The following is a 21,754-nucleotide window of genomic DNA, read 5'->3' on the forward strand; positions in this document are numbered from 1 at the left end:
CTGTGCTCTCGGCCGCGCGCAAGGCGCGCGACCGAGGCTGACGAGGGGCGCCGCCCCTCGAGCTCCCCGGAGTATTTGGGCAAAGGGCAAGCAGCAGGGGAAGTGACGCGGGGCGGCCTTGCGTCTGCGTGCTGTGCGGCCCGGGCGTGGTTCAATGCGCCTCGGCCCAGGTGCGACCGCGACCGGCCTCGACGGCGAGGTGGACCTTCAGGCTCACGGCGGGGTGGGCGGCGCCTTCCATCACCGCTTTCGCGGCGGCGGTGAGGCGGTCGGCGTCGGACTCGGCGACCTCGAACAGAAGCTCGTCGTGGACCTGGAGGAGCATCTTCGCGTCGATGTCCCGGATCGCGGACGGCATGCGGATCATCGCGCGGCGGATCACGTCTGCGGCAGTGCCCTGAATGGGCGCGTTGATCGCGGCGCGCTTGGCGAAGCCGGCGCCGGGGCCCTTGGCGTTGATTTCGGGAGTATGAATTTTCCGACCGAAAAGCGTCTGCACGAAGCCGTTTTCCTGCGCGAACTTTACAGTATCGGACATGTAGCCCTTGATCCCCGGGAACCGCGCGAAATAGCGGTCGATGAAGCCCTGCGCTTCGGCGCGCGGGATCCGGAGGTTGCGGGCGAGGCCGAAGCCGGAGATGCCGTAGATCACCCCGAAGTTGATCGCCTTGGCCTTGCGGCGGATGTCGGGGGTCATCTGGTCGAGGGGGACGTTGAACATCTCCGATGCCGTCAGGGCGTGGATGTCGATGCCCTCCTCGAAGGCGCGGCGGAGTTCCGGGATGTCGGCGATATGGGCGAGGATGCGCAGCTCGATCTGGGAATAGTCGAGGCTGACCAGGACCCGACCTTCGGGGGCGACGAAGGCCTCGCGGATGCGGCGGCCTTCCTCGGTGCGGACGGGGATGTTCTGGAGGTTGGGGTCGGTGGAGGCAAGCCGCCCGGTGTTCGCCCCGGCGATGGAATAGGAGGTGTGGACGCGGCCCGTATCGGGGTTGATCGCCGTCTGCAACGCATCGGTGTAGGTGGATTTCAGCTTGGCGATCTGGCGCCAGTCGAGGATGCGGGCGGCCAGCCTTGCCCCCTGCGGGTGGCTGTCTTCCAGCGTGGTGATGTCTTCCAGGATGTCGGCACCGGTGCCGTAGGCCCCGGTCTTGCCCTTCTCGCCACCGGGCAGGCCGAGGCGGTCGAAGAGGATCTCGCCCAGCTGCTTCGGCGAGCCCACGTTGAACTTCTCGCCCGCGATGTCCTGGATTTCCTCTTCAAGCTGGACGAGTTTCTGCGCGAAGACGTTGGACATGCCGCGCAGGACCTCGCGGTCCACCTGGATGCCCGCCATTTCCATGTCGGCCAGCACGGGGACGAGCGGGCGTTCCAGCGTCTCGTAGACGGTGGTCACCTTCGCGCGATGCAGGCGCGGCTTGAAGGTCTGCCAGAGGCGCAGAGTCACGTCGGCGTCTTCGGCCGCGTATTTCACAGCATCCTCGATGGCCACGCGGTCGAAGGTGATCTGGCTTTTCCCCGAGCCAAGGAGCGTCTTGATCGAGATGGGCTGGTAGCCGAGGTAGCGGTCGGAAAGCTCGTCCATGCCGTGATTGTGCAGGCCCGCATGCATCGCGTAGCTCATCAGGAGCGTGTCGTCGAACGGGGTGATGCGGATGCCGTGGCGCGCGAAGATCTTCCAGTCGTATTTCATGTTCTGGCCGATCTTGAGGATCGCGGGATCCTCCAGCACCGGTTTCAGGGCGGCCAGGACCTCGGCCAGCGGAAGCTGGCCTTCGGCAAGTGCCGAGGCCCCGAACAGGTCGCCGCCGCCGGTGGTGTGGCCGACCGGGATGTAAGCCGCCTTCCCGGGCTCGACCGAAAGCGAGATGCCGACGAGGTCGGCCTGCATCTCGTCGAGGCTGGTGGTCTCGGTGTCGATGGCGACATGGCCGATGTCGGCGATCCGGGCGATCCAGCGGTCCAGGGCGGCGCGGTCGCGCACACATTCGTAGGCCGAGAGGTCGAAGGGGGGCTGCTCTTCGTGCGCCTGCGGCGCCTCCTCGCGCGCGGCGACCTGAAGCTGCGAGGTCTCGGGCAGGGCGGGGGGCGCGATGCCCAGCTTCTCGGCCACCCGCTTGGTGAGGGTGCGGAATTCCATCTTCGTCAGGAACTCCATGACCTTGTCCGGCTCGGGCAGGCGGATTTCCAGATCGTCCAGCGATACGTCCAGCGGCGTGTCGTCCTTCAGCGTCACCAGATCGCGGGAGATGCGGATCCTGTCGGCATTCTCGACAAGCGCCTCGCGGCGTTTCGGCTGCTTGATCTCGCCCGCCCGGGCCAGCAGCGTGTCGAGGTCGCCGTATTCGTTGATGAGGAGCGCGGCCGTCTTGAGGCCGATGCCCGGGGCGCCGGGGACGTTGTCCACGCTGTCGCCAGCCAGCGACTGCACGTCGATCACCCTTTCCGGGGGCACGCCGAACTTTTCCATGACCTCGTCGGGGCCGATGACCCGGGTCTTCATCGGGTCGAACATGTCCACGCCGGGGCGGATCAGCTGCATCAGGTCCTTGTCCGAGGAGATGATGGTGCAGCTTCCGCCCGCCTCGACCGCGCGTTTCGCCAGCGTGGCGATGATGTCGTCGGCCTCGTAGCCTTCGGTTTCGAGGCAGGCGACGTTGAAGGCGCGGGTCGCCTCGCGGGTCAGGGGGAACTGGGGGCGCAGGTCCTCGGGCAGTTCGGGGCGGTTGGCCTTGTAGTCCGGGTAGATCGTATTGCGGAAGGTTTCAGCCGAATGGTCGAAGACCACGGCCAGATGCGTGGCCGCCTTGCCGTTCGAGGTGGCGCGGGAAAGCTCGTTCCACAGGATGTTGCAGAAGCCCGCAACCGCGCCGACCGGCAGGCCGTCGGACTTGCGCGTCAGCGGCGGCAGCGCGTGATAGGCGCGGAAGATGTAGGCCGAGCCGTCGATGAGGTGAAGGTGGTGGCCTTTGCCAAAACGCATGCGGGCTCTCCCTGTGGTCGGGGGATTATTGGCAGAAGGCGGGGCGAAGGGCCACCCGCTTTGGCGGCGGATAGGGGCTTGACGGCGCGCGGGCGGCGGGTCATCGTCGCGGCATGCTGACCTTCACGCCCTACCAGTCGTTTTATTGGACCGACGCCACATAGGCGGCCGGGCAGCGTTTCACCACCGAAGCAACCCCCTGATAGCCGCCCCGCGAGGGTCAGGCCGACAGGTGCACAGGTTCCCCTCGCCGGGCCCCCAGCGAAGGAAACCGAAGATGACCACGCCTCCCCTGACCCTCAGACCCGCACGGGCCGATGATCTGCCCGAGGTCCACCGCATGCTGATCGCGCTTGCCGCCCAGACGGGCCAGCGCGCGGCGATCACCCCTCCGGTCCTGGCGCGGATCGCGCTGGAAGGCCGCGCCGCACGCCTGCTGGTCGCGCAGCGCGACGACAGCCCGCAGCGGCATCCGGTGGGATATGTGCTGCTGATGATCGGGCGCAACATGGTGGCCGGGGCCGACTGGGGCGTGGTCGAGCAGCTGTATGTCCAGGCGCCGGATCGCGGGAACGGCATCGGTCGGGCGCTTCTGGCCGCGGCGCGACAGTTGGCGGCAGAGGCAGGCTGCGCCGGGGTCACGGTCAGTTCGCGGCCCGAGACGGACGGCTCGGCGCTGGCCTGGCGGGCGCTGGGGCTGGAGATGGACGATCCCGAGCCGCGCTTTGCGGCCGCGTGACGGTCAGTGGTCGTCGTGGGCGTGGTCGCGGTCGATGACATACCGCTTGTCGCAGTAGCCGCATTCGACCCAGCCGGTATCGCGCGGGATCGTCAGCCAGACGCGGGGGTGGCCCAGCGCGCCCTCGCCGCCGTCGCAGGCCACTTTCCACGTGGTGACAACTTGGGTCTCGGGCGCTTCGATCGGCATTGGCGGGATCCTCATGCTGGCTCGGGGCCTTTTAGCGGTCGAGGGGCGGGCGGCACAAGGGGGCGCGGGCGGCTTTGCCGCCTATCCCCCGATCAGAAGCGCGCCGCGCGATTTGAGCGCAGTCAGCCAGCCCAGACCCTGCGCGGTGCCCTTCGCGGGGCGGTATTCGGCCGAGATCCAGCGGGTGCCGCCGTCTGCGTCCACTGCATCGCAGAGGTCGGGCAGCGAGAAGCCGCCGCCGCCCGGTTCGTTGCGGCCGGGGAAGCCAGCGATCTGGATATGGCTGATCCGGTGGCGGTGGTCCTGCCAGACGAGGCCGGCATCGCCATGCAGGCGCGCGGCGTGCCAGATGTCGAACTGCAGGCCCACCCGCGGGTTGCCGAGGTCGTCGATGATGCGGGCGGCATCGTCATAGTCGTTCAGGAAATAGCCCGGCATGTCGTCGGGGTTCAGGGGTTCCAGCGTGAGGTGCAGGTCGGGCGCCTGCTCCAGCGCCCAGGTCAGGTTCTCGACATAGGTCTGCTCGGCCTGCGGCCCCTTGGCCACACCCGCCATCACATGCAGCCGCGCCGCCTTCAGCCGGGTGGCATAGTCGGCCGCGCGCAGGAAGCTGTCGCGGAAGCGCAGCTCCATCCCCGGCACGGCGGCAAAGCCCCGGTCGCCGGAGGCCCAGTCTCCCGGCGGGGTGTTGATGAGCGCCACCGGCATGCCCGCCAGCGCGCGTTCCCATTCGGCCATCGGCTGGTCGTAGGGGAACAGCACCTCGACCCCGTCGAAGCCGCAGCGCGCAGCCCAGTCGGGGCGGTCGAGCATCGGGACTTCGGTGAAGAGATAGGTCAGGTTGGCGGCGAAACGGGGCATTTCGGTTCAGGGCAATTCCGACGAAGGGATGACCGGGAAGAACTGCCCCGAGGACCAGATTCCGAACCACTTATGCCCGTCGTGCGTCTCATGGCAACCCAGATCGACCAGCCGGTAGAAGGATTTCCGGTCGATCAGTGCCCAGAGGTTGCTGCGGATGAGGATATAGGGCGAAGGCTCGCCCGTTTCGGGGTCGCGCTCCACCCGCAGGGGATGGTCGGGACCCAGCACCGCGACATCCTCGGTCTTCGTGGTGAAGGTCAGCACCTGGTCGCGGCCCGTCCCCGTGACCTCGAAATCCTGCGCCAGGAGGGGGGCGTCATCGACGGTGATCCCGACCTTCTCGACCGGGGTGACGAGGTAGTAGCGGTCGCCCTCGCGCTTCAGGATCGAGGAGAAGAGCTTGACCAGGGGCGCCCGGCCGATGGGGGTGCCGAGGTAGAACCAGGTGCCGTCGCGGGCGATGCGCATGTCGAGGTCGCCGCAGAACGGCGGGTTCCACAGATGCACCGGCGGCGGGCCCTTGGCGTTGGCGGCCTTGGCGGCGGCGGCCAGGGTGTCGGCGTTGGGTGTCGGCATCGGCGGGCACTCGGGCGGCGGGGGCAAGGGGCGCAACCTGCGGCGCCGGGTCGGGGTTCCCGGCCCGGCGACGGGGTCAGCGGCGGCGGTCGCGCCGGGCGCTCATCGGCTGGAAGGCGACCCCGACATGCGCCTCGCAATAGGGCTTTCCGGGCAGCGAGGGCAGGCCGCAGAACCAGAAATCCTCGGTCGCCGGGTCCCCGATCGGCCATTTGCAGGTGCGCTCGGTCAGTTCCATCAGCGTCAGCTTGCGCGCGCGCTTTTCCACCTCGCGCACCGAGGCCAGCGCCTCGGGGCTGATCTCGTTCTGGCTGGGCTGCGGCGGCAGGGGCTGGCCGGCGGGGATGATGGCCTTGCGCACCGGCAGCGGTGTCACGTTCGACGCCGGAGCCGCCGCCGGGGCGGATGTGGTGGTGGTGGCCGGTCGCGGTGACTCGGCTGGGCGCGGGGCCGGTTCCGGGCGCGGCGCGGGATCGGGGCGCGCAGCCTGCGCAGCCGCCGGGGCCGGCGCGGCGGCGGCCTCTTCGTCGTCCTTGCCGCCCACGCGGTTCGACAGGCCCAGCCGGTGAACCTTGCCGATCACCGCGTTGCGCGTGACACCGCCCAGTTCCTTGGCGATCTGGCTGGCCGACTGGCCCTCGTTCCACATGCGCTTCAGCGTCTCGACCCGCTCGTCCGTCCAGGACATCCTGTTCTCCGCCTGTCTGATTGCCGCCCCATTCTATCCGCCCTGGGGCAGGGGCCGCAAGGGCGGGGCGAAAGGACCCCGCGGACAGGCCCCGCAGGCGTCATCCGGCCGTGACCTTGGCCCACCACCATAATGCAGGACCCGTGCTGCGTCGATGCCGGTCCTCCTGACTTGTCGGGGGCAGGGCAGGGCCTAGGCTTGAGCCAATCAGGAGATATCCCATGCAGCTGCGCACCTGTCCCAATCCCGACCTTTCGGTCGGCCCCGACCCGCATCCGCGCTGGAACACCGCGCCGCACCGGCGGCAGGGGTTCCACCGCCTGCACCGGATCGCCCGCTACACGCTGGGCTTCCGTGCCGCCTCGGTCCTCGACCTTCGCCTGTCGGCCGACCTTTCCATCCCCGCGCGCGAGGATGTGCGGCGCCTGACCTCGAGCCCCTGGTTCTCGGCCCTGGCGGTGACCGAGGGCAACCGGCTGCTCTACGAGGCCTATGCCCCGGATTTCGGCCCCGACCGGCCGCATGCGATCATGTCGATTTCCAAGATGGCGGCGAACCTGATCCTGGGGCGGCTGTGGGAGGAGGGGCGGATCGCACCCGACGAACCCCTGGGCGCGATCCTGCCCTGGCTTGGCCCCGGCTACCGCGACGCGACCGTGCAGCAGGCGCTGGACATGAACGTCCACAACGCCTTCAGCGAGGATTACACCGATCCCCGCACGACCGTGTTCCAGCACGAGGTGGCCATGGGCATGCGCCTGCCCGAGGGGCCCGAGCCCGCGATGGCCGATCTCCTGGCCGGGATCGGCCTGGCACCGGGCGCGCCGGATACGGTGAACCGCAGCGGGACGAGCCTTTACAAGAGCGCCAACACCGATGTGCTGATGCTGGCGGCCGAGGTGCGGGGCGGCCGGCCGCTGCGGGCCTGGCTGGCCGACCTGGCCGATGCGGCGGGGGTAGAGGGTGTGCTGCACATGGGCACCGACCGGGCGGGCACGCCGATCTTTTCCGGCGGCATCTGCCTGACGGCGCGCGACCTATGCCGCTATGGCGCGCTCTTCGCGCGGCGGGGCAGGGGGGTGGACGGTGCGGCCTTCGGCTCGGCCGCCTTCCTCGACCGGACGCTTCGGGGCGGCGTGCCGATGCCCGCCCCGCGCGGCCATCTGCGCTATTCCAGCCATACCAACACCGACGGCACCTGGATCGGCCATGGCGGCTATGGCGGACAGTATCTGGTGGCCAACCCCTCAACCGGCAGGGTGGCCTGCTACCTTTCGGTCCTGCAGGACGCGCATGGCTACGACCCGGACTGGTATCCGCCGGTCATCGCGATGCTGTCCGCGATCTGCGCGGGCGCCTAGCCCTGCAACCGCAGGGCCCGCGCCTCGGCCCCCCGCAGGATGGGAGAAGCCGCGCGGCGGCGCAGAAGCTCAGCCTCGGGCACCGCATACGCCAGCGCCGCCCGCGCCTCCGGTTCCAGCGCCGCAAGCCCCTCCTCTCCGGGGTGAAAGCTTTCGCTCAGCGCGCCTTCGGCGAGGAGGATCTCGTGCCGGTCGCAGAGCAGCATCACATAATCCACGCCGTCTTCCGGCAGCCCGGACCGCGCCACGGGCGGATCGACCAGGGCGCAGGCCGGGACCAGCACCCGATCCTCGCCGAAATAGACCTCGGCCCGCCAGTCGTCGATCAGCAGCCGCTGCGCGGGCGCGACGACCAGATCGCGCGCATTGCCCAGCGCGCCGGGGGCGATCATGACCGGTCGCAGACCCGGATGCGCCAGCATCTCGATCGCCGAGACCCGCCGCCGCCCGATCCAGCGCAGGGGGCGAGAACCGTTGGACAGCGTCGTCACCACCTCGCCCGCCACCAGCGAACCCGCCGCGCGCGGCCCGTCCGGCGTGTCGATCAGCGTCCCGGCGGCAAACCCGGCCGGCGCCTGGACGGTCGCGGGCACGCCCTCCGGCAGGCTTGCGCCGGGCAGCAGGGGAAAGGACGATGCCACGGCCACCGGCTTGCCGCCGCAGCGCACGAGGAACAGCCCGGCCCGCCCGGCGACGGGTTCGACCTGCACCCGTGCACCCGCCGGCCAATCGGTCCGGCCGAAACGCGCCGGCCGCGCGAGGACCGGACCCTCGGGTCCTTCCGCCAGCGTCAGGTCCATGGCCTCCGCCCCCTCCGCGAGAGCCGCGCCGCACTCGGCCAGCCGCTGCGGCCAGCCCCTCGCCGGCCCGCCGCCCGGCAACAGGATCCGGTCCAGCGCAAAGACGCCGACAGTGATCTGCGCCGCATTCATGCCTGTCCCTGACCCTTGGCCTTCTGCCTGTTCTGCCGGGCCTGCGGCCCGGGTTCTGCCGCACTGTGCCTTGCCAGCGTTTACAAGTCATTTCCAGCGCAAAACGGTCGCAGGAAACCGGCGGTTGGCCGCGCGCAGAAAACCGCTTTACGCCCGCGCCTGTTCCCGCTATGCCCCCGGCATGACCGCAGGATCCCGCCATATCGCCGCCTCGCGTCGACGCCGCCGCGTCTGAGGCCCGTCCTGCCGTCCCCGGGGCGCGCCCTCCCCCGCGCGCCTGTCCTTCCCCAAGTTGACTCGGCCTTCGCCCTCGGGCACCCATTGGCTTCCAGATGAGGACCGTCCCATGATCCCTGCCGTCCTGCCGACCTACAACCGCGCGCCGCTCGCCTTCGTGAAGGGCGAGGGCAGCTGGCTGATCGCCGAGGACGGGCGGCGATACCTCGACCTCGGCTCGGGCATCGCGGTGAACGCGCTCGGCCACGCCCATCCCGCTCTGGTCGAGACGCTGACCGGGCAGGCGCACAGGCTCTGGCATGTGTCGAACGTCTACACGATCCCCGAACAGGAGCGGCTGGCCCGGCTGCTCACCGAACGCACCTTCGCCGACACGGTGTTCTTCACCAACTCGGGCACCGAAACCGCCGAACTGGCAATCAAGATGGCGCGCAAGCATCACCACGACGCAGGCCACCCCGAAAGGGTGGAGATCGTGGCCTTCGAGGGCGCCTTCCACGGCCGCTCCACCGGCGCCATCGCCGCGGCGGGGTCCGAGAAGATGGTCAAGGGCTTCGGGCCGCTGATGCCGGGTTTCGTGCATCTGAAATGGCCCGCGAATGACGCCGACCACGACGCTATCCGCGCCGCGATCACGGAAAAGACCTGCGCCGTCATGATCGAGCCGATCCAGGGCGAGGGTGGCATCCGGGTTGTCCCCGACCAATGCCTGAAGGGCCTGCGCGACCTCTGCGATGCCACCGGCACGCTCCTCATCTTCGACGAGGTGCAATGCGGCATGGGCCGCACCGGCCGGCTCTTCGCCCACGAATGGGCGGGCGTGTCGCCCGACATCATGATGGTCGCCAAGGGGATCGGCGGCGGCTTTCCGCTGGGGGCGGTGCTGGCCACGGAACGGGCAGCCTCCGGCATGACGGCCGGCACGCATGGGTCCACCTACGGCGGCAACCCATTGGGCTGCGCGGTGGGGGCGAAGGTGGTCGAGATCGTCTCCGACCCCGCCTTCCTGTCCGAGGTTGCCCGCAAGGGCGCGCTGATGCGTCAGGGCCTGGAATCCCTTGTCGCCCGCCACCCCAAGGTGTTCGAGGCCGTGCGCGGCGAAGGCCTCATGCTCGGCCTGAAATGCAAGCGCGCGCCCGCCGATGTGGTGAAGGCCGGCTACGAGGCCGGCGTCCTGACCGTCGCCGCCGCCGACAACGTGCTGCGCCTCCTGCCGGCGCTGAACATCCCCGACGCCGACATTGCCGAGGCGCTCTCCCGCCTCGACCAGGCTGCCACGACGCTGGAAAAGGCCGCCTGATTTCATCTGTCCCCAAATATCCCACGGGGGTCCGGGGGTGTGAAACCCCCGGCGACCCGGGCTCAAGAAGCGAAACGAAATGAAGCACTTCCTCGACATCCACAAGACCGATCCCGCCGAGCTGCGGGCCATGATCGACAGCGCCCAGGCCATGAAGACCGCGCGGAACGGCCGCCCGAAGGGCGCCCCCGATGACACGCAGCCCCTGAAGGGCCGCATGGTCGCGCTGATCTTCGAGAAACCCTCGACCCGCACCCGCGTTTCCTTCGACGTTGGCGTGCGCCAGATGGGCGGCGAGACCATGGTGCTGTCGGGCAAGGAAATGCAGCTCGGCCATGGCGAGACCATCGCCGACACGGCGCGGGTCCTCAGCCGCTATGTGGACCTCATCATGATCCGCACCTTCGAGGAAGCGACGCTCCTCGAGATGGCCGAACACGCCACTGTCCCGGTCATCAACGGCCTGACGAACCGCACCCATCCCTGCCAGATCATGGCCGACGTGATGACCTACGAGGAACACCGCGGGCCCATCGCCGGCAAGAAGGTCGTCTGGTGCGGCGACGGCAACAACGTCTGCGCGAGCTTCCTGCATGCCGCGGGCCAGTTCGGTTTCGACTTCACCTTCACCGGCCCCGAAACGCTCGACCCCGAGGACAAGTTCGTCGCCTTCGCCCGCGAGAAGGGTTCGAAGGTCACCATCCAGCGCGACCCCTTCACCGCCGTCGAGGGCGCCGATCTGGTGGTCACCGACACCTGGGTCTCGATGCACGACCCCGAATCCGCCAAGGAACGCCGCCACAACCAGCTGCGCCCCTACCAGGTGAACGAACAGCTGATGTCCCGCGCCAAGCCCGACGCGCTGTTCATGCACTGCCTGCCCGCGCACCGCAACGACGAGGCGACGAGCGCCGTGATGGACGGCCCCCATTCGGTCATCTTCGACGAGGCCGAAAACCGCCTGCACGCCCAGAAGGCGATCATGCGCTGGTGCCTCGGCCTCTGAGACCGCGCGCGCCGGTGCGCGGCGATCCGCGCAGGGTTTCGCTGCCCCGGCCGGGCGGTTGCGCTTGACAGTCGCCCGTCGCCGCCCGACGCTTGCCGCGAAAGGAGACCCCCCATGCACCGCCGCTCTGTCGCCGTCTTCGACCGCTTTCTCTCCGCCCTTGCCGCAATCCTCGACAAGGCCGAGGCGCATTGCACAGCCCGCAGGATCGCACCCGAGGTCATCCTCGCCGCGCGGCTCTTCCCCGACATGTTCTCCTTTACTCGCCAGGTCCAGCTGGCCTGCGACTTCGCCGCGCGCGGCACGGCGCGGCTGGCGGGACAGGAGCCGAAGAGCTTCCCCGACACCGAGACCAGCTTTGCCGAGCTGCGCGACCGTATCGCGGCGGCGCGGGGCTACATGGGCAGCTTCCAGCCCGCCGATTTCGCCCATGCCGAAACGCGCGAGATCCATTTCAAGGCCGGGGGCCGCGACATGATGCTGAAGGGCGACGAGTTCCTGTCCTTCTACTGCCTGCCGCAGTTCTTCTTCCACGTCGCCACCGCCTACGACATCCTGCGGCACAACGGGGTCGAGCTCGGCAAGCGCGACTACATGGGGGCGCCCTGAATCCGGCCCTTCGCCCGACTCAGGGGCAAACGGCAAGGACATGACCCGGCGCCCCCGCCGGGGCCAGCATCCGGTCGCGCAGGATCAGGCTGCCGGGCCGGTCGGGGTCGGCGCAGGCCTCGGCGAAACTGCCGCGCAGGTCGTCGGCATATTCGATCCCCAGCACCTGATCGCGGCCATAGACCCCTGTATAGGCCGCACATTCGTCCCAGCGGTGGCAACCCTCGGCCACGGCAAAGCGGAACCCGGCCCGGTCGCGGCCCAGGCGGCCCAGTTCGGGTGCGTTCTTCTGCCCGGCCGGCAGGCCGTGCTGGGAGGCTTCGGCGACCAGAAGGCGCGCGAAGGCCAGCGCGTCCTGTTGCGACAGCCGGCCGCCCGACCGGGTGTAGCTGTCGAGATTGTCGAACTCCACCGCGTCAAAGCCCTTGTCGGCGCAGGTGCGGATCACCGGGGCGAGCAGCGCAAGATTGGCCTTGCGCGTCTCGGGCGTGCCGATGTCCAGCAGGAACTCGTCCGGCCAGGCCGGATCGGCCAGGGGCGCGCCAGCCCCGTCCTTCAGCAGCAGCGCCTCGGGCCAGTCTGCCCCGGGCTGGGTCTGAAAGCCGTTCACATAGCAGATGTTGTATAGCCCCGGCGCCGGGCGGTCGGTCACGTCGCGCGCGACGACCGTGACGCCCCGGGGCGGCGGATAGGCCCCGCCCAGCTGGTAATCCGCCAGCGCCCCCGCCGGCAGCGGCCCATCCTCGGCGGCCAGAGGCCCTGCGGCGAAAAGCAGGACCAGAAGAGCCGCCCGCAGTCTCACGCCGGTTGCGCCTGCGTGGCGGACAGTGCCCGCGCTCCGTCCGCATCCGCCGCCCGCGCGGCCAGAAGGCCCACCACGACCAGAAGCAGCGACAGCCCCGCATAGGTCGGCCGGAAGCCCATGTGCTCGGCCAGGAAGCCGATCGAGGACGGCGCAACCAGGATCCCGCAGTAGCCGACCATGGTGACGATCGAGATCGCGCTGGCCGAGGGCAGACGCGGGTGGTTCCCCGCGGCCGAGAACAGGATCGGCACCATGTTGGCGATCCCGAGGCCCGCGAAGAAGAAGCTGACGATCACCATCCAGTCCGCCGTGGCCAGTGCCCCGCCCATCATCCCGGCCGCGCCCAGAAAGCCCGAGATCCGCAGTGTCCGGACCGCACCCAGCCGGTTTCGCACCGTGTCGCCCAGAAAGCGCATGACCGCCATCGCCCCGGCGAAGAAGGCAAAGCCAAGGCCCGAGACGAAGACCCCCGCCCCCAGTTCCTTCTGCAGGTAGATCGCCGCCCAGTCCAGCACCGCGCCTTCGGGCACCATGGCGAACAGCGCGAGGAACCCGAGCAGCCAGACATGGAAGTCCTTCGGGAAAAGCCGCGTCTTCGCCGCCGGCGCTGCGGCCGTGACCCCGGCCGGTGCCGGGGCAGAGGGCAGCAGGAACGGCATCGCCGCCAGCACGATCCCGGCGACGATGGCGGCGGTCAGAAGCGACTGCGCCTCCGAGCCCCGATGCGCGATGACCCAGGCCCCGGCCGAGCCGCCGACAAAGCCGCCGAGGCTCCAGAACCCGTGGGACGAGGACATGATCGCCTTGTTCAGCCGCCGCTCGATCTCGACCGCCTGGGCGTTCATCGCCACGTCCATGCAGCCCGCCATGGCGCCGAACAGCGCCATGAACAGCGCCAGAAGCCAGAGGTTCGGGGAGAAGACCACCATCGGCAGGACCGGGATCAGCGCCAGCGAGAACCAGGACAGGACCCGCCGCCCGCCGAAGCGCCCGATCAGGCGCCCGGCGAACAGCATGGCCGTGACCGCCCCCAGTCCCAGTACCAGGATCAGGAGGCCCAGCACCGATTCCGTCACCCCGTGCCGCGGCATCAGGAGCGGGATCTGCGGCGCCCAGGCCCCCATGACGAAGCCGTTGGCGAGGAACATCGCCGCCACCGCCCACCGCGCCCGCCGCGCCTGCCCGTCCTGCATGATCCGCCCCTTCAGTGTTAGCGCCTGTCATAATTGGGTCGCCAAAGCTGCGAAAGGGCCAGCGGATCAACTGATGTTCCAGGCCTGTAGCGCGAACTCCCGCCATAGACCCGCAGCTTGCACTCTTCGCAAATACTCCGCGGATGGTCAGGGGCTCAGGTCCCGCGCGGCTTGGCGCGCAGGGTCGGTTCGGCCTGGGTCGGATCCTCGGGCCAGGGATGGCGCGGATAGGCGCCGCGCATGTCCTTGCGGACATCGGCATAGGATGTGGCCCAGAAGCGCGGCAGGTCGGTCGTCACCTGCACCGGGCGCTGGGCAGGCGACAGGAGCGTGATGCGCAGGGGCATTCGCGCCGCGCCGATCAGGGGGTGCTGCGTCACGCCGAACATCTCCTGCAACCGCACCTCGATCGCCGGCACCTCGCCCTCGTAGTCGATGGGGATGCGCCGGCCGAGCGGCGTCTCGAAATGGCCGGGCACCAGCCGGTCCATCTCGGCCAGCCGGTCCCAGCCCAGAAGGCCCTGCAACGCGGGCACCAGATCGAGGGCGCGGATCTCGGCCTCGGTCCGCACACCCGCCAGATGCGGCAAGAGCCAGTCCTCGGCCGTGGCGATGAGATCGGCATCCTCGACCCCCGGCCAGCCCTCGCCCCGCGCCAGCCGCGCCCGCGCCCGCAGCCGCCGGGCGGCGGGCGACCAGGGCAGGCCCAGCTGCCGCACCCCCTCCAGCGCCGCCCGCGCCACCGCCTCGGGCGGGGCCTCCCAGGGCCGGTCGTCCAGGACCAGCGCGCCCAGCCGCTCTTGCCGGCGGGCCAGCACCCGGCCCTCGCGGCGCGACCATTCGCAGAGCTCGACCCAGGCGATGCGGTCGGCGCAAAGCCGGCGCACCTCGGCCTCCGAAATGGCCACCGCCTGCCGCACCTGCGCCTCCCGCGCATCGCCGTCGAGGTCGGTGGCCACGATCAGCCGCGCGCCGGACAGGGGCAGGCCCGCCGCCATCGCCGCGCCCTTGCCGCCCGACAGCACCCAGCGCGGCGCCTCGCCCTTGCGGCGCAGGCCGATCCGGTCGGGATAGGCCAGCGCCGCCATCTCGGCCAGGCTGTAACCCTCGGCGACGCCCCCCCTCCTCATCCCTCCCCCACCAGGGGGGAGGGAGACCCCCCTTTCGGACACCTGTCCCGGCGCCGGCGCGGCGCGGCTCCCCTCCCCCGGGTGGGGAGGGGAGGGGGGCGGGGGGGCGCCCGCGCCGCGCATCGCCGCCGCAAGCCGCCTGGCCTCGGCCCGGATGCGCTCCACCACGCCCCGGTCGGCCTCCGGCCCCGGGCGCTGGATCGCCTGCATCCGCAAGGCAAGGTCCGGCGGCGCCCCGCGCAGGGGATCGCGTTCCGCCAGCAGTGCCGCGAGCGTGGCCGCCTCCGGCCCCGCCACCGCCAACATGTGTGCGAGCCGCGGATGCAGCGGCAGACCCGCGAGCCGCTTGCCATGCGCCGTGATATGCCCCTGCGCATCAAGCGCCCCGAGGTCGGTCAGAAGGCTCCGAGCCTCGGCCAGCGGGCCGGCGGGGGGCGGGGTCAGGAAGGGCAGGTCGGCGCCCCCCCACAGCGCCAGTTCCAGCGCCAGGCCGGCGAGGTCCGCCACCTCGATCTCGGCCGGGGGGAAGGGGGCGAGGCCTCCCTCTTCCCCCTTCGTCCACAGCCGGTAGCAGATGCCGGGCCCCACCCGTCCCGCCCGGCCCCGGCGCTGTTCCGCCTCGGCCTTCGTCACCCGTTCGGTGACCAGCCGCGACATGCCCGAGTTCGGATCGAACCGCGCCCGCCGCGCGCGCCCTGCGTCCACCACCACACGGATGTCGGGCAGGGTCAGCGAGGTCTCGGCGATCGAGGTCGCCAGCACCACCTTGCGCCCCTCGGCCGGGGCCAGGGCCGCGCGCTGGGCGGCAAAGTCCATCGCCCCGAACAGGGGCCGCAGCGCCACGCCGGGCAGGTCGCGCAGCAGCGCCTCGACCCGGCGGATTTCGCCCTCGCCGGGCAGAAAGACCAGCATCCCGCCCTCGGTCTCCGCCAGCGCCGCGCGCACCGCGCCCGCTACCACGGCCTCGAGCCTGAGGCTTGCATCGGGCGGACGCGGCAGCCAGCGCGTCTCCACAGGAAACGCCCTCCCCTCCGAGGTCACGACCGGCGCATCTCCCATCAGCGCTGCCACCGGGCCTGCGTCCAGCGTGGCCGACATGACCAGAAGCTTCAGATCCTCGCGCAGTGCGCCCCGCACCTCGAGACAGAGCGCCAGGCCCAGATCGGCATTCAGGCTGCGTTCGTGGAATTCATCGAAGATCACCAAGCCGATGCCTGAAAGCTCAGGATCGGACTGGATCATCCGGGTCAGGATGCCTTCGGTCACCACCTCCATCCGCGTCGCCGACGAGACCTTCGCCTCGCCCCGGATCCGGTAGCCCACGGTCCGGCCCACGGGCTCGCCCAGCGTCTCGGCCATGCGCTCGGCGGCGGCTCGCGCGGCCAGCCGGCGTGGCTCCAGCATCACGATCCGGCCCGCGACAATGCCGCGCGCCAAGAGGTCCAGGGGCACCAGCGTCGTCTTGCCCGCGCCCGGCGGGGCCTGCAACACCGCGACCCCGCTACGGGCCAGGGCCTCGGCGACCTCGGGCAAGACAGCAGAAACGGGCAGAGCTTCCATGCCCCGCTTATGACGCGCCGCCCGCGCCACCGGAAGCCCCTCCATGCGCCGGAAAAATTCGCTGGCCGCCTCTCGCCAAGCCCGCGCCGATCCGGCAATAAGGCGGTCATGGACACGATGGACCGCGCCGCCCTGATCCGCGCCGGCGATCGCCGGGCGCTGGCTCGTGCAATCACGCTGGTCGAAAGCGCCCGCCCCGACCATCGCGCGGAGGCCCTTGCGCTCCTCGACGCGCTGCGCGCGCCCCGGCGCGAGGCGCTGCGCATCGGGCTTTCCGGCACGCCGGGCGTGGGCAAGTCCACCTTCATCGAGACCTTCGGCCTGATGCTGACCCGCCAGGGGCTCCGCGTCGCCGTTCTGGCGGTCGATCCCTCCTCGGCACGTTCCGGCGGCTCGATCCTCGGCGACAAGACGCGGATGGATCGCCTCTCGCGCGAGCCATGCGCCTTCATCCGCCCCTCGCCCAGCCAGTCACAACTGGGCGGCGTCGCCCGCCGCACCCGCGAGGCGGTGGCCCTGTGCGAGGCTGCGGGCTTCGACGTGGTGCTGATCGAGACGGTGGGCGTCGGACAGTCCGAAACCGTGGTGGCGGAACTTTCCGACCTGTTCCTCCTCCTCCTCGCCCCGGCGGGCGGGGACGAGTTGCAGGGCGTGAAACGCGGGATCATGGAGATGGCCGACCTGATCCTGGTCAACAAGGCCGACGGCGAGCTGAAGCCCGCCGCCCTGCGCACCGTGGCGGATTACGCCGGCGCGTTGCAACTTCTCCGCCGCCGCCCGCAGGACCCGCCGGGCTTCCCCAGGGCGCTGCCGGTCTCGGCGCTGGCCGACGAAGGTCTGGCGCAGGCCTGGCAGGACATGCAGACGCTCGTCGCCTGGCGCAAGGAGCAAGGCCACTGGGACCGCACCCGCGCCGCCCAGGCCCGGCACTGGTTCGAGGAAGAGGTGCGCCAGGGCCTGCTGGCCGCGCTTTCGCGCGAGCCGCAGAAGGGCCTGATGGCCAGCCTTGGCGACCGGGTAGCCGAGGGCCAGCTCACGCCCGAGGCGGCGGCGGCCGAGATGCTCCGGCTTCTGGGCCGCGCGCCCTGACCTTGCTGCCTTTGCCCTTTTCCAAATACTCCCGCCGGAGGCAGCCCGGCCGGTGCCCCGTGCCCCGCTTCCTGCTTGACGCTGCCCCGGATTCCCCTTACACGCCGGCAATCGCTTTCGAGGGCAGGGGATTCCCCGCCCTCCCCTGCTTTTGACGAATCGAAGGAACACCGCAATGTCGCGCGTCTGCGAACTCACCGGCAAGGGGCCGATGACGGGCAATACCGTCTCCCACGCCAACAACAAGTCCCGCCGCCGGTTCCTGCCGAACCTGAACGAGGTCACGCTGATCTCGGACGTGCTGGGCCAGTCGTTCAAGTTCCGCGTCACCGCGGCCGCGCTGCGCTCGGTCGATCACCGGGGCGGGCTCGATGCCTTCCTGGCCAAGGCCAGGGACGAGGAACTCTCGCCCACCGCGCTGAAGATCAAGAAGGACATCGCGAAGGCCCAGGCCAGCGCCTGAGCCGGTCGGCTTTTCCAGAAAAGGCCCCGCCTTCGTCCTGAAGGCGGGGCCTTTCGCGTTGTGTCTCCTGCCTGGGCGACCGGCCTTTTCGAAAAGTCCACACGAAAGCCCGAAAGGTTTCGGCGCGATTACTTCCACGAAACCATCCCGCCGGCCGGCGGGACAGCTTGCGGGTCGGGAGCTGGCGAAAACGGAAAGACCCGCTGTCCACCCGAAGGGCCTTAACCGGCGCAGTAGGCCTCGGCGGTCTGGCCAAAGCTCTTGTAACGCTCCCAGAAGGCATCGTCGGACCGCGACTGGGAGATCCAGGTCGAATGGGCGGCCTCGGGGTCCTTGAAGAACTTCGCCGCCCGGCGCTGGTCGCCGCCCGACAGCGTCATGTCGGCGGCCTGCTGGATGCAGCCGCACAGCGCCCGGTTCGCGCCGCGGTCCGAGTCCATGCAGGCCCGTTCGATCGGTCCCGCCAGCGACGGGCTGGCCATGGCCGGAATAACTGCCGCGATCGCGGCTGCGAATGCAATGGTCTTCATCTGTCTCTGCCTCGTTCGCCGCGCTCCGGCCGGGCCTCGACCCGGACCGTTGCCGGTCATCTTCTTTGTTCGATAATGCCAAGTCCAACGGAAATTTTCAAGCCTCTGCAAGTACTTGTGCCAGATGCGCGGGTTTCCGCAACCCCTCGCGGCGCGCAGCCGGCCATCCCACAAGATGCGGTAGCCCCCCGCCCGGACCCGGGCCCGCCGCCCGGGCCCCGCCGCGCCGGCGCCTCCCGGACCGCTCCGCCCTGCGGCAGCCCCCTTTCGCGACCCCGCGGCTCAGGCTATACGCGCCCCATGATCGAGCTCGACCGCATCCGCAACTTCTCCATCGTGGCGCATATCGACCACGGCAAATCCACGCTGGCCGACCGCCTGATCCAGATGACGGGCACGGTCGCCGAACGCGACATGAAGGCCCAGCTCTTGGACTCGATGGACATCGAGCGCGAACGCGGAATCACGATCAAGGCCAACACCGTCCGCATCGAATACCCGGCCAAGGACGGCAAGACCTATATCCTGAACCTGATCGACACCCCCGGCCACGTCGACTTTGCCTACGAGGTCTCTCGCTCCATGCGCGCGGTCGAGGGCTCGCTTCTGGTTGTGGACGCCTCGCAGGGTGTCGAGGCGCAGACGCTCGCCAACGTCTATCAGGCACTGGACGCGGGCCACGAGATCGTCCCCGTCCTGAACAAGATCGACCTTCCGGCGGCCGAACCCGAGCGGGTCAAGCAGAACATCGAGGACGTGATCGGCCTCGACGCCTCCGATGCCATCCCGATCTCCGCCAAGACCGGCCTCGGCATCCCCGACGTCTTGGAGGCCATCGTCCACCGCCTGCCGCCCCCAAAGGGCGACCGCAATGCACCCCTCAAGGCCATGCTGGTCGACAGCTGGTACGACGCCTACCTCGGCGTCGTCGTCATGATCCGCGTGGTCGATGGTGTGGTGAAGAAGGGCGACCGCATCAAGATGATGCAGACCGGCGCGGTCTACGGCATCGACAAGCTCGCGGTCCTGAAACCCCAGATGCAGGACATCGCCGAGCTTGGGCCGGGCGAAATCGGCGTCTTCACCGCCTCGATCAAGCAGGTCCGCGACACCCGCGTCGGCGACACCATCACCCACGAAAAGAAACCCTGCGACCAGCCGCTCCCCGGCTTCAAACCCTCGGTCCCCGTCGTCTTCTGCGGCCTTTTCCCGGTGGACGCCAACGACTTCGAGACCCTCCGCGACGCCATCGAGAAGCTCGCCCTCAACGACGCAAGCTTCACCTACGAGATGGAAACCTCCGCCGCCCTCGGCTTCGGCTTCCGCATGGGCTTCCTCGGCCTTCTTCACCTCGAAGTCGTCCGCGACCGGCTTGAGCGCGAATACGACCTCGACCTCATCACCACCGCGCCGTCGGTGGTGTTCAAGCTGCACATGAAGGACGGCGAGGTCCGCGACCTCCACAACCCCGCCGACATGCCCGACCTGACCTACGTCGACCATATCGAGGAGCCGCGGATCAAGGCCACGATCATGGTCCCCGACGAATACCTCGGCGACATCCTGAAACTCTGCCAGGACCGCCGCGGCATCCAGCTGAACCTGACCTATGCCGGCAACCGCGCGATGGTCGAATACGACCTGCCGCTCGCCGAAGTGGTGTTCGACTTCTACGACCGCCTGAAATCGGTGACCAAGGGCTACGCCAGCTTCGACTACCAGATCAGCGAATACCGCGAGGACAACCTGGTGAAGATGTCCATCCTGGTGAACGACGAACCCGTGGATGCGCTGAGCATGATGGTCCACCGCGATCGTGCCGAGGCGCGCGGGCGTTCGATGGTCGAGAAGCTGAAGGACCTGATCCCCCGCCACATGTTCAAGATCCCCGTCCAGGCAGCCATCGGCGGCCGGGTCATCGCCCGCGAGACGATTTCAGCGATGCGCAAGGACGTGACGGCGAAGTGCTACGGCGGCGACGCGACCCGGAAGAAGAAGCTTCTGGAGAAGCAGAAGGCCGGCAAGAAGAAGATGCGCCAGTTCGGGAAGGTCGAGATCCCGCAGGAGGCGTTCATCTCGGCGCTGAAGATGGACTCCTGATCGCCCTGCGAACTGGACAGGGCAGGAGATTCAACTGACACTCTGGCTCATCCTCCAACCGGGAAAGGATGGGCCATGAAGATCATCGTCGGCTTCTTCACCACCAAGCCGGGCCGCCGCGAAGAATATCTGGCCGCAGCCCAGGATCACCTGACGAAAAGTCGTCAGGATCCAGACTGCCTCTACATCGAACTTGTCCCGATGCCCGACCACCCGGACCGCATACTGCTGGCCGAGGCTTTCACTAGCGAAGCCGCCCACCGCCGCCACGAGGACACGGACCACATGCGCGCGCTGTGGAAGGTCGGCCCGGTCCTCTTGTCGAATGTCGTGATCGACAATGTGATCAGTGAGCATGTCGAGCATATCGACGAGAGTTTCCTTTGACCGGCGATGCCACGCGGTAGAAGCGACCGCAGGAGGTGACTTGCGTCGACTTCGCAGGGGGCGCTGTAGCACACCCTACACCTGACCTTCCCGAGTGGGGCTCTTCGCTGATCGCCACCCGCCCAGCAAGTTCCCGTAGAAGCAAACGGGGCGCACCGCCGCGCGCCCCGTGGGTCGGGGTTCCCCCCCGACTCGCCGGAAGATTACTTGCACACCCCAAGGTCATCGCAGAACACCCCCGCCGCGCCGCCGACCACGGCTCCGGTCACGACGTTCCCGCCGGTGACATCGGCGATCACCGCGCCGCCTGCCGCTCCGGCCAGCCCGCGTTCAGTGTCGGTCGCGAGGCAGCCCGACAGGGCCACCGCACAGGCTAGCAGGCCAACAAGCTTCACGGTCTTCATCAGATACCCTCCAAGGTTGATTGGCCCGATCCTGCCCGGACCGCGAGGGGTCTGCATCGGGGATTGCATGGGGTCGCGCAGGGTCGGCAGGCTTTCTCCCATCTGCCGCAGGTAAACCGGCGAGCCTTTGCCGATGCGCTCCGCCAAAGGTTAACGGGCGCCGGTATGACCGCGCGTATGCATTGGATGCATATGCATAGCATACGGGATGTAGACGCTTAACCCCCCGTTAACCAACCTCTGCCATCCTTGCGGCCATGAAACATCGCATCCCCCTGATCCCGCTGATCTTTCTCGCCGCCTGCGGGGCCTCTCCGGCCCCCGAGTTCATGGGCGCGACTCGCACCGACGTTAAGGTTAACGGACGGGACTACACGGTCTTCCAGAAGGGGGAGCGGGTAGAGGTCATACGCCTCGGCTACGCCCGCCGCGGCGAGCATCAGGAAATCCGCGCCACGATGATCGAACTCATCCCCCGCGTTACCGGCTGCAAGCTGCGGGAAAGCACACTCCAAGGCGACAGCGGCGAAATGCGGGGGGCGCTCGACTGCCCCAGGCAGCCTTGACTCGCGGGGCAAAAGCCCCAAGAAGCAGGCACCGCGAACC

At 69.2% G+C, this 21,754-nt stretch carries 21 protein-coding genes; 10 read left to right on the top strand and 11 right to left on the bottom strand.

Annotated features, from left to right (window positions below; translation table 11 throughout):
• Positions 1-151: 151 nt before the first annotated feature.
• Positions 152-2,986: a DNA polymerase I gene (polA, locus tag ACK4IU_RS02425; protein WP_409731250.1), complete on the bottom strand. Its 2,835-nt coding sequence runs from the start codon at positions 2,984-2,986 to the stop codon at positions 152-154.
• A gap of 277 nt (positions 2,987-3,263) precedes the next feature.
• On the opposite strand from polA, the gene ACK4IU_RS02430 reads away from it, so the two are divergent.
• Positions 3,264-3,725 (top strand): N-acetyltransferase family protein, encoded by a 462-nt coding sequence (locus tag ACK4IU_RS02430; RefSeq protein WP_409731252.1) that lies wholly within the window; start codon positions 3,264-3,266, stop codon positions 3,723-3,725.
• Positions 3,726-3,728: 3 nt separating this feature from the next.
• Here ACK4IU_RS02430 and ACK4IU_RS02435 read toward each other — a convergent pair whose 3' ends face one another.
• The 4 genes from ACK4IU_RS02435 to ACK4IU_RS02450 form a co-directional block, all read right to left on the bottom strand.
• Positions 3,729-3,914: a zinc-finger domain-containing protein gene (locus ACK4IU_RS02435; protein ID WP_409731255.1), complete on the bottom strand. Its 186-nt coding sequence runs from the start codon at positions 3,912-3,914 to the stop codon at positions 3,729-3,731.
• An 81-nt stretch (positions 3,915-3,995) separates the two neighbouring features.
• Complete coding sequence (locus tag ACK4IU_RS02440; protein WP_409731257.1) at positions 3,996-4,775, bottom strand: hydroxypyruvate isomerase family protein; 780 nt, start codon at positions 4,773-4,775, stop codon at positions 3,996-3,998.
• A 6-nt stretch (positions 4,776-4,781) separates the two neighbouring features.
• On the bottom strand, positions 4,782-5,354 hold the full coding sequence (locus ACK4IU_RS02445) for a DUF1285 domain-containing protein (protein WP_409731259.1): 573 nt from the start codon (positions 5,352-5,354) through the stop codon (positions 4,782-4,784).
• Between the two features lie 76 nt (positions 5,355-5,430).
• The gene (locus ACK4IU_RS02450; RefSeq protein WP_409731261.1) at positions 5,431-6,042 is read right to left on the bottom strand and encodes a GcrA family cell cycle regulator; all 612 of its coding nucleotides are present in this window, start codon (positions 6,040-6,042) and stop codon (positions 5,431-5,433) included.
• A gap of 221 nt (positions 6,043-6,263) precedes the next feature.
• Between ACK4IU_RS02450 and ACK4IU_RS02455 the strand changes: the two genes are divergently transcribed.
• Positions 6,264-7,403, top strand: a complete 1,140-nt coding sequence (locus ACK4IU_RS02455) for a serine hydrolase domain-containing protein (RefSeq protein WP_409731263.1) — start codon at positions 6,264-6,266, stop codon at positions 7,401-7,403.
• Here ACK4IU_RS02455 and ACK4IU_RS02460 read toward each other — a convergent pair.
• On the bottom strand, positions 7,400-8,335 hold the full coding sequence (locus ACK4IU_RS02460; protein ID WP_409731264.1) for a Hint domain-containing protein: 936 nt from the start codon (positions 8,333-8,335) through the stop codon (positions 7,400-7,402). The genes ACK4IU_RS02455 and ACK4IU_RS02460 overlap by 4 nt on opposite strands.
• Positions 8,336-8,681: 346 nt before the next feature.
• Here ACK4IU_RS02460 and ACK4IU_RS02465 point away from each other — a divergent pair, with 346 nt between their 5' ends.
• The 3 genes from ACK4IU_RS02465 (at position 8,682) to ACK4IU_RS02475 (ending at position 11,487) form a co-directional block, all read left to right on the top strand.
• Positions 8,682-9,872, top strand: coding sequence for an aspartate aminotransferase family protein (locus ACK4IU_RS02465; protein WP_409731266.1), 1,191 nt, complete (start codon positions 8,682-8,684; stop codon positions 9,870-9,872).
• Between the two features lie 79 nt (positions 9,873-9,951).
• Positions 9,952-10,878: an ornithine carbamoyltransferase gene (gene argF / locus ACK4IU_RS02470; protein ID WP_149587774.1), complete on the top strand. Its 927-nt coding sequence runs from the start codon at positions 9,952-9,954 to the stop codon at positions 10,876-10,878.
• Positions 10,879-10,992: 114 nt separating this feature from the next.
• On the top strand, positions 10,993-11,487 hold the full coding sequence (locus ACK4IU_RS02475) for a DUF1993 family protein (protein WP_409731268.1): 495 nt from the start codon (positions 10,993-10,995) through the stop codon (positions 11,485-11,487).
• A gap of 19 nt (positions 11,488-11,506) precedes the next feature.
• On the opposite strand, the gene ACK4IU_RS02480 is transcribed toward ACK4IU_RS02475, so the two are convergent.
• The 3 genes from ACK4IU_RS02480 to hrpB form a co-directional block, all read right to left on the bottom strand.
• Complete coding sequence (locus ACK4IU_RS02480) at positions 11,507-12,289, bottom strand: endo alpha-1,4 polygalactosaminidase (protein WP_409731270.1); 783 nt, start codon at positions 12,287-12,289, stop codon at positions 11,507-11,509.
• Positions 12,286-13,485: an MFS transporter gene (locus ACK4IU_RS02485; protein WP_409731272.1), complete on the bottom strand. Its 1,200-nt coding sequence runs from the start codon at positions 13,483-13,485 to the stop codon at positions 12,286-12,288. The genes ACK4IU_RS02480 and ACK4IU_RS02485 overlap by 4 nt, the downstream gene beginning before the upstream one ends.
• A gap of 155 nt (positions 13,486-13,640) precedes the next feature.
• Complete coding sequence (gene hrpB, locus ACK4IU_RS02490) at positions 13,641-16,175, bottom strand: ATP-dependent helicase HrpB (RefSeq protein ID WP_409731274.1); 2,535 nt, start codon at positions 16,173-16,175, stop codon at positions 13,641-13,643.
• Between the two features lie 108 nt (positions 16,176-16,283).
• On the opposite strand from hrpB, the gene meaB reads away from it, so the two are divergent.
• On the top strand, positions 16,284-17,264 hold the full coding sequence (gene meaB / locus ACK4IU_RS02495; RefSeq protein WP_409731276.1) for a methylmalonyl Co-A mutase-associated GTPase MeaB: 981 nt from the start codon (positions 16,284-16,286) through the stop codon (positions 17,262-17,264).
• Positions 17,265-17,439: 175 nt separating this feature from the next.
• On the top strand, positions 17,440-17,727 hold the full coding sequence (gene rpmB, locus ACK4IU_RS02500) for a 50S ribosomal protein L28 (RefSeq protein WP_409731278.1): 288 nt from the start codon (positions 17,440-17,442) through the stop codon (positions 17,725-17,727).
• Between the two features lie 221 nt (positions 17,728-17,948).
• Here the strand turns inward: rpmB and ACK4IU_RS02505 are convergent, their stop codons facing one another.
• Complete coding sequence (locus tag ACK4IU_RS02505; RefSeq protein WP_409731280.1) at positions 17,949-18,257, bottom strand: hypothetical protein; 309 nt, start codon at positions 18,255-18,257, stop codon at positions 17,949-17,951.
• 300 nt (positions 18,258-18,557) lie between these two features.
• Between ACK4IU_RS02505 and lepA the strand changes: the two genes are divergently transcribed.
• Positions 18,558-20,357: a translation elongation factor 4 gene (lepA, locus tag ACK4IU_RS02510; RefSeq protein ID WP_409731282.1), complete on the top strand. Its 1,800-nt coding sequence runs from the start codon at positions 18,558-18,560 to the stop codon at positions 20,355-20,357.
• A 75-nt stretch (positions 20,358-20,432) separates the two neighbouring features.
• Positions 20,433-20,744 (top strand): putative quinol monooxygenase, encoded by a 312-nt coding sequence (locus ACK4IU_RS02515; protein WP_409731284.1) that lies wholly within the window; start codon positions 20,433-20,435, stop codon positions 20,742-20,744.
• A 203-nt stretch (positions 20,745-20,947) separates the two neighbouring features.
• On the opposite strand, the gene ACK4IU_RS02520 is transcribed toward ACK4IU_RS02515, so the two are convergent.
• Entirely contained in the window at positions 20,948-21,148 is a 201-nt protein-coding gene (locus ACK4IU_RS02520; RefSeq protein ID WP_409731286.1) for a hypothetical protein, read from the bottom strand.
• A gap of 257 nt (positions 21,149-21,405) precedes the next feature.
• On the opposite strand from ACK4IU_RS02520, the gene ACK4IU_RS02525 reads away from it, so the two are divergent.
• Positions 21,406-21,714, top strand: a complete 309-nt coding sequence (locus ACK4IU_RS02525; protein WP_149587788.1) for a hypothetical protein — start codon at positions 21,406-21,408, stop codon at positions 21,712-21,714.
• The last annotated feature ends 40 nt before the right edge of the window (positions 21,715-21,754 follow it).

This window comes from Tabrizicola flagellatus (genome assembly GCF_046295235.1).
GTDB classification, from domain to species: Bacteria; Pseudomonadota; Alphaproteobacteria; order Rhodobacterales; family Rhodobacteraceae; genus Tabrizicola; species Tabrizicola flagellata_A.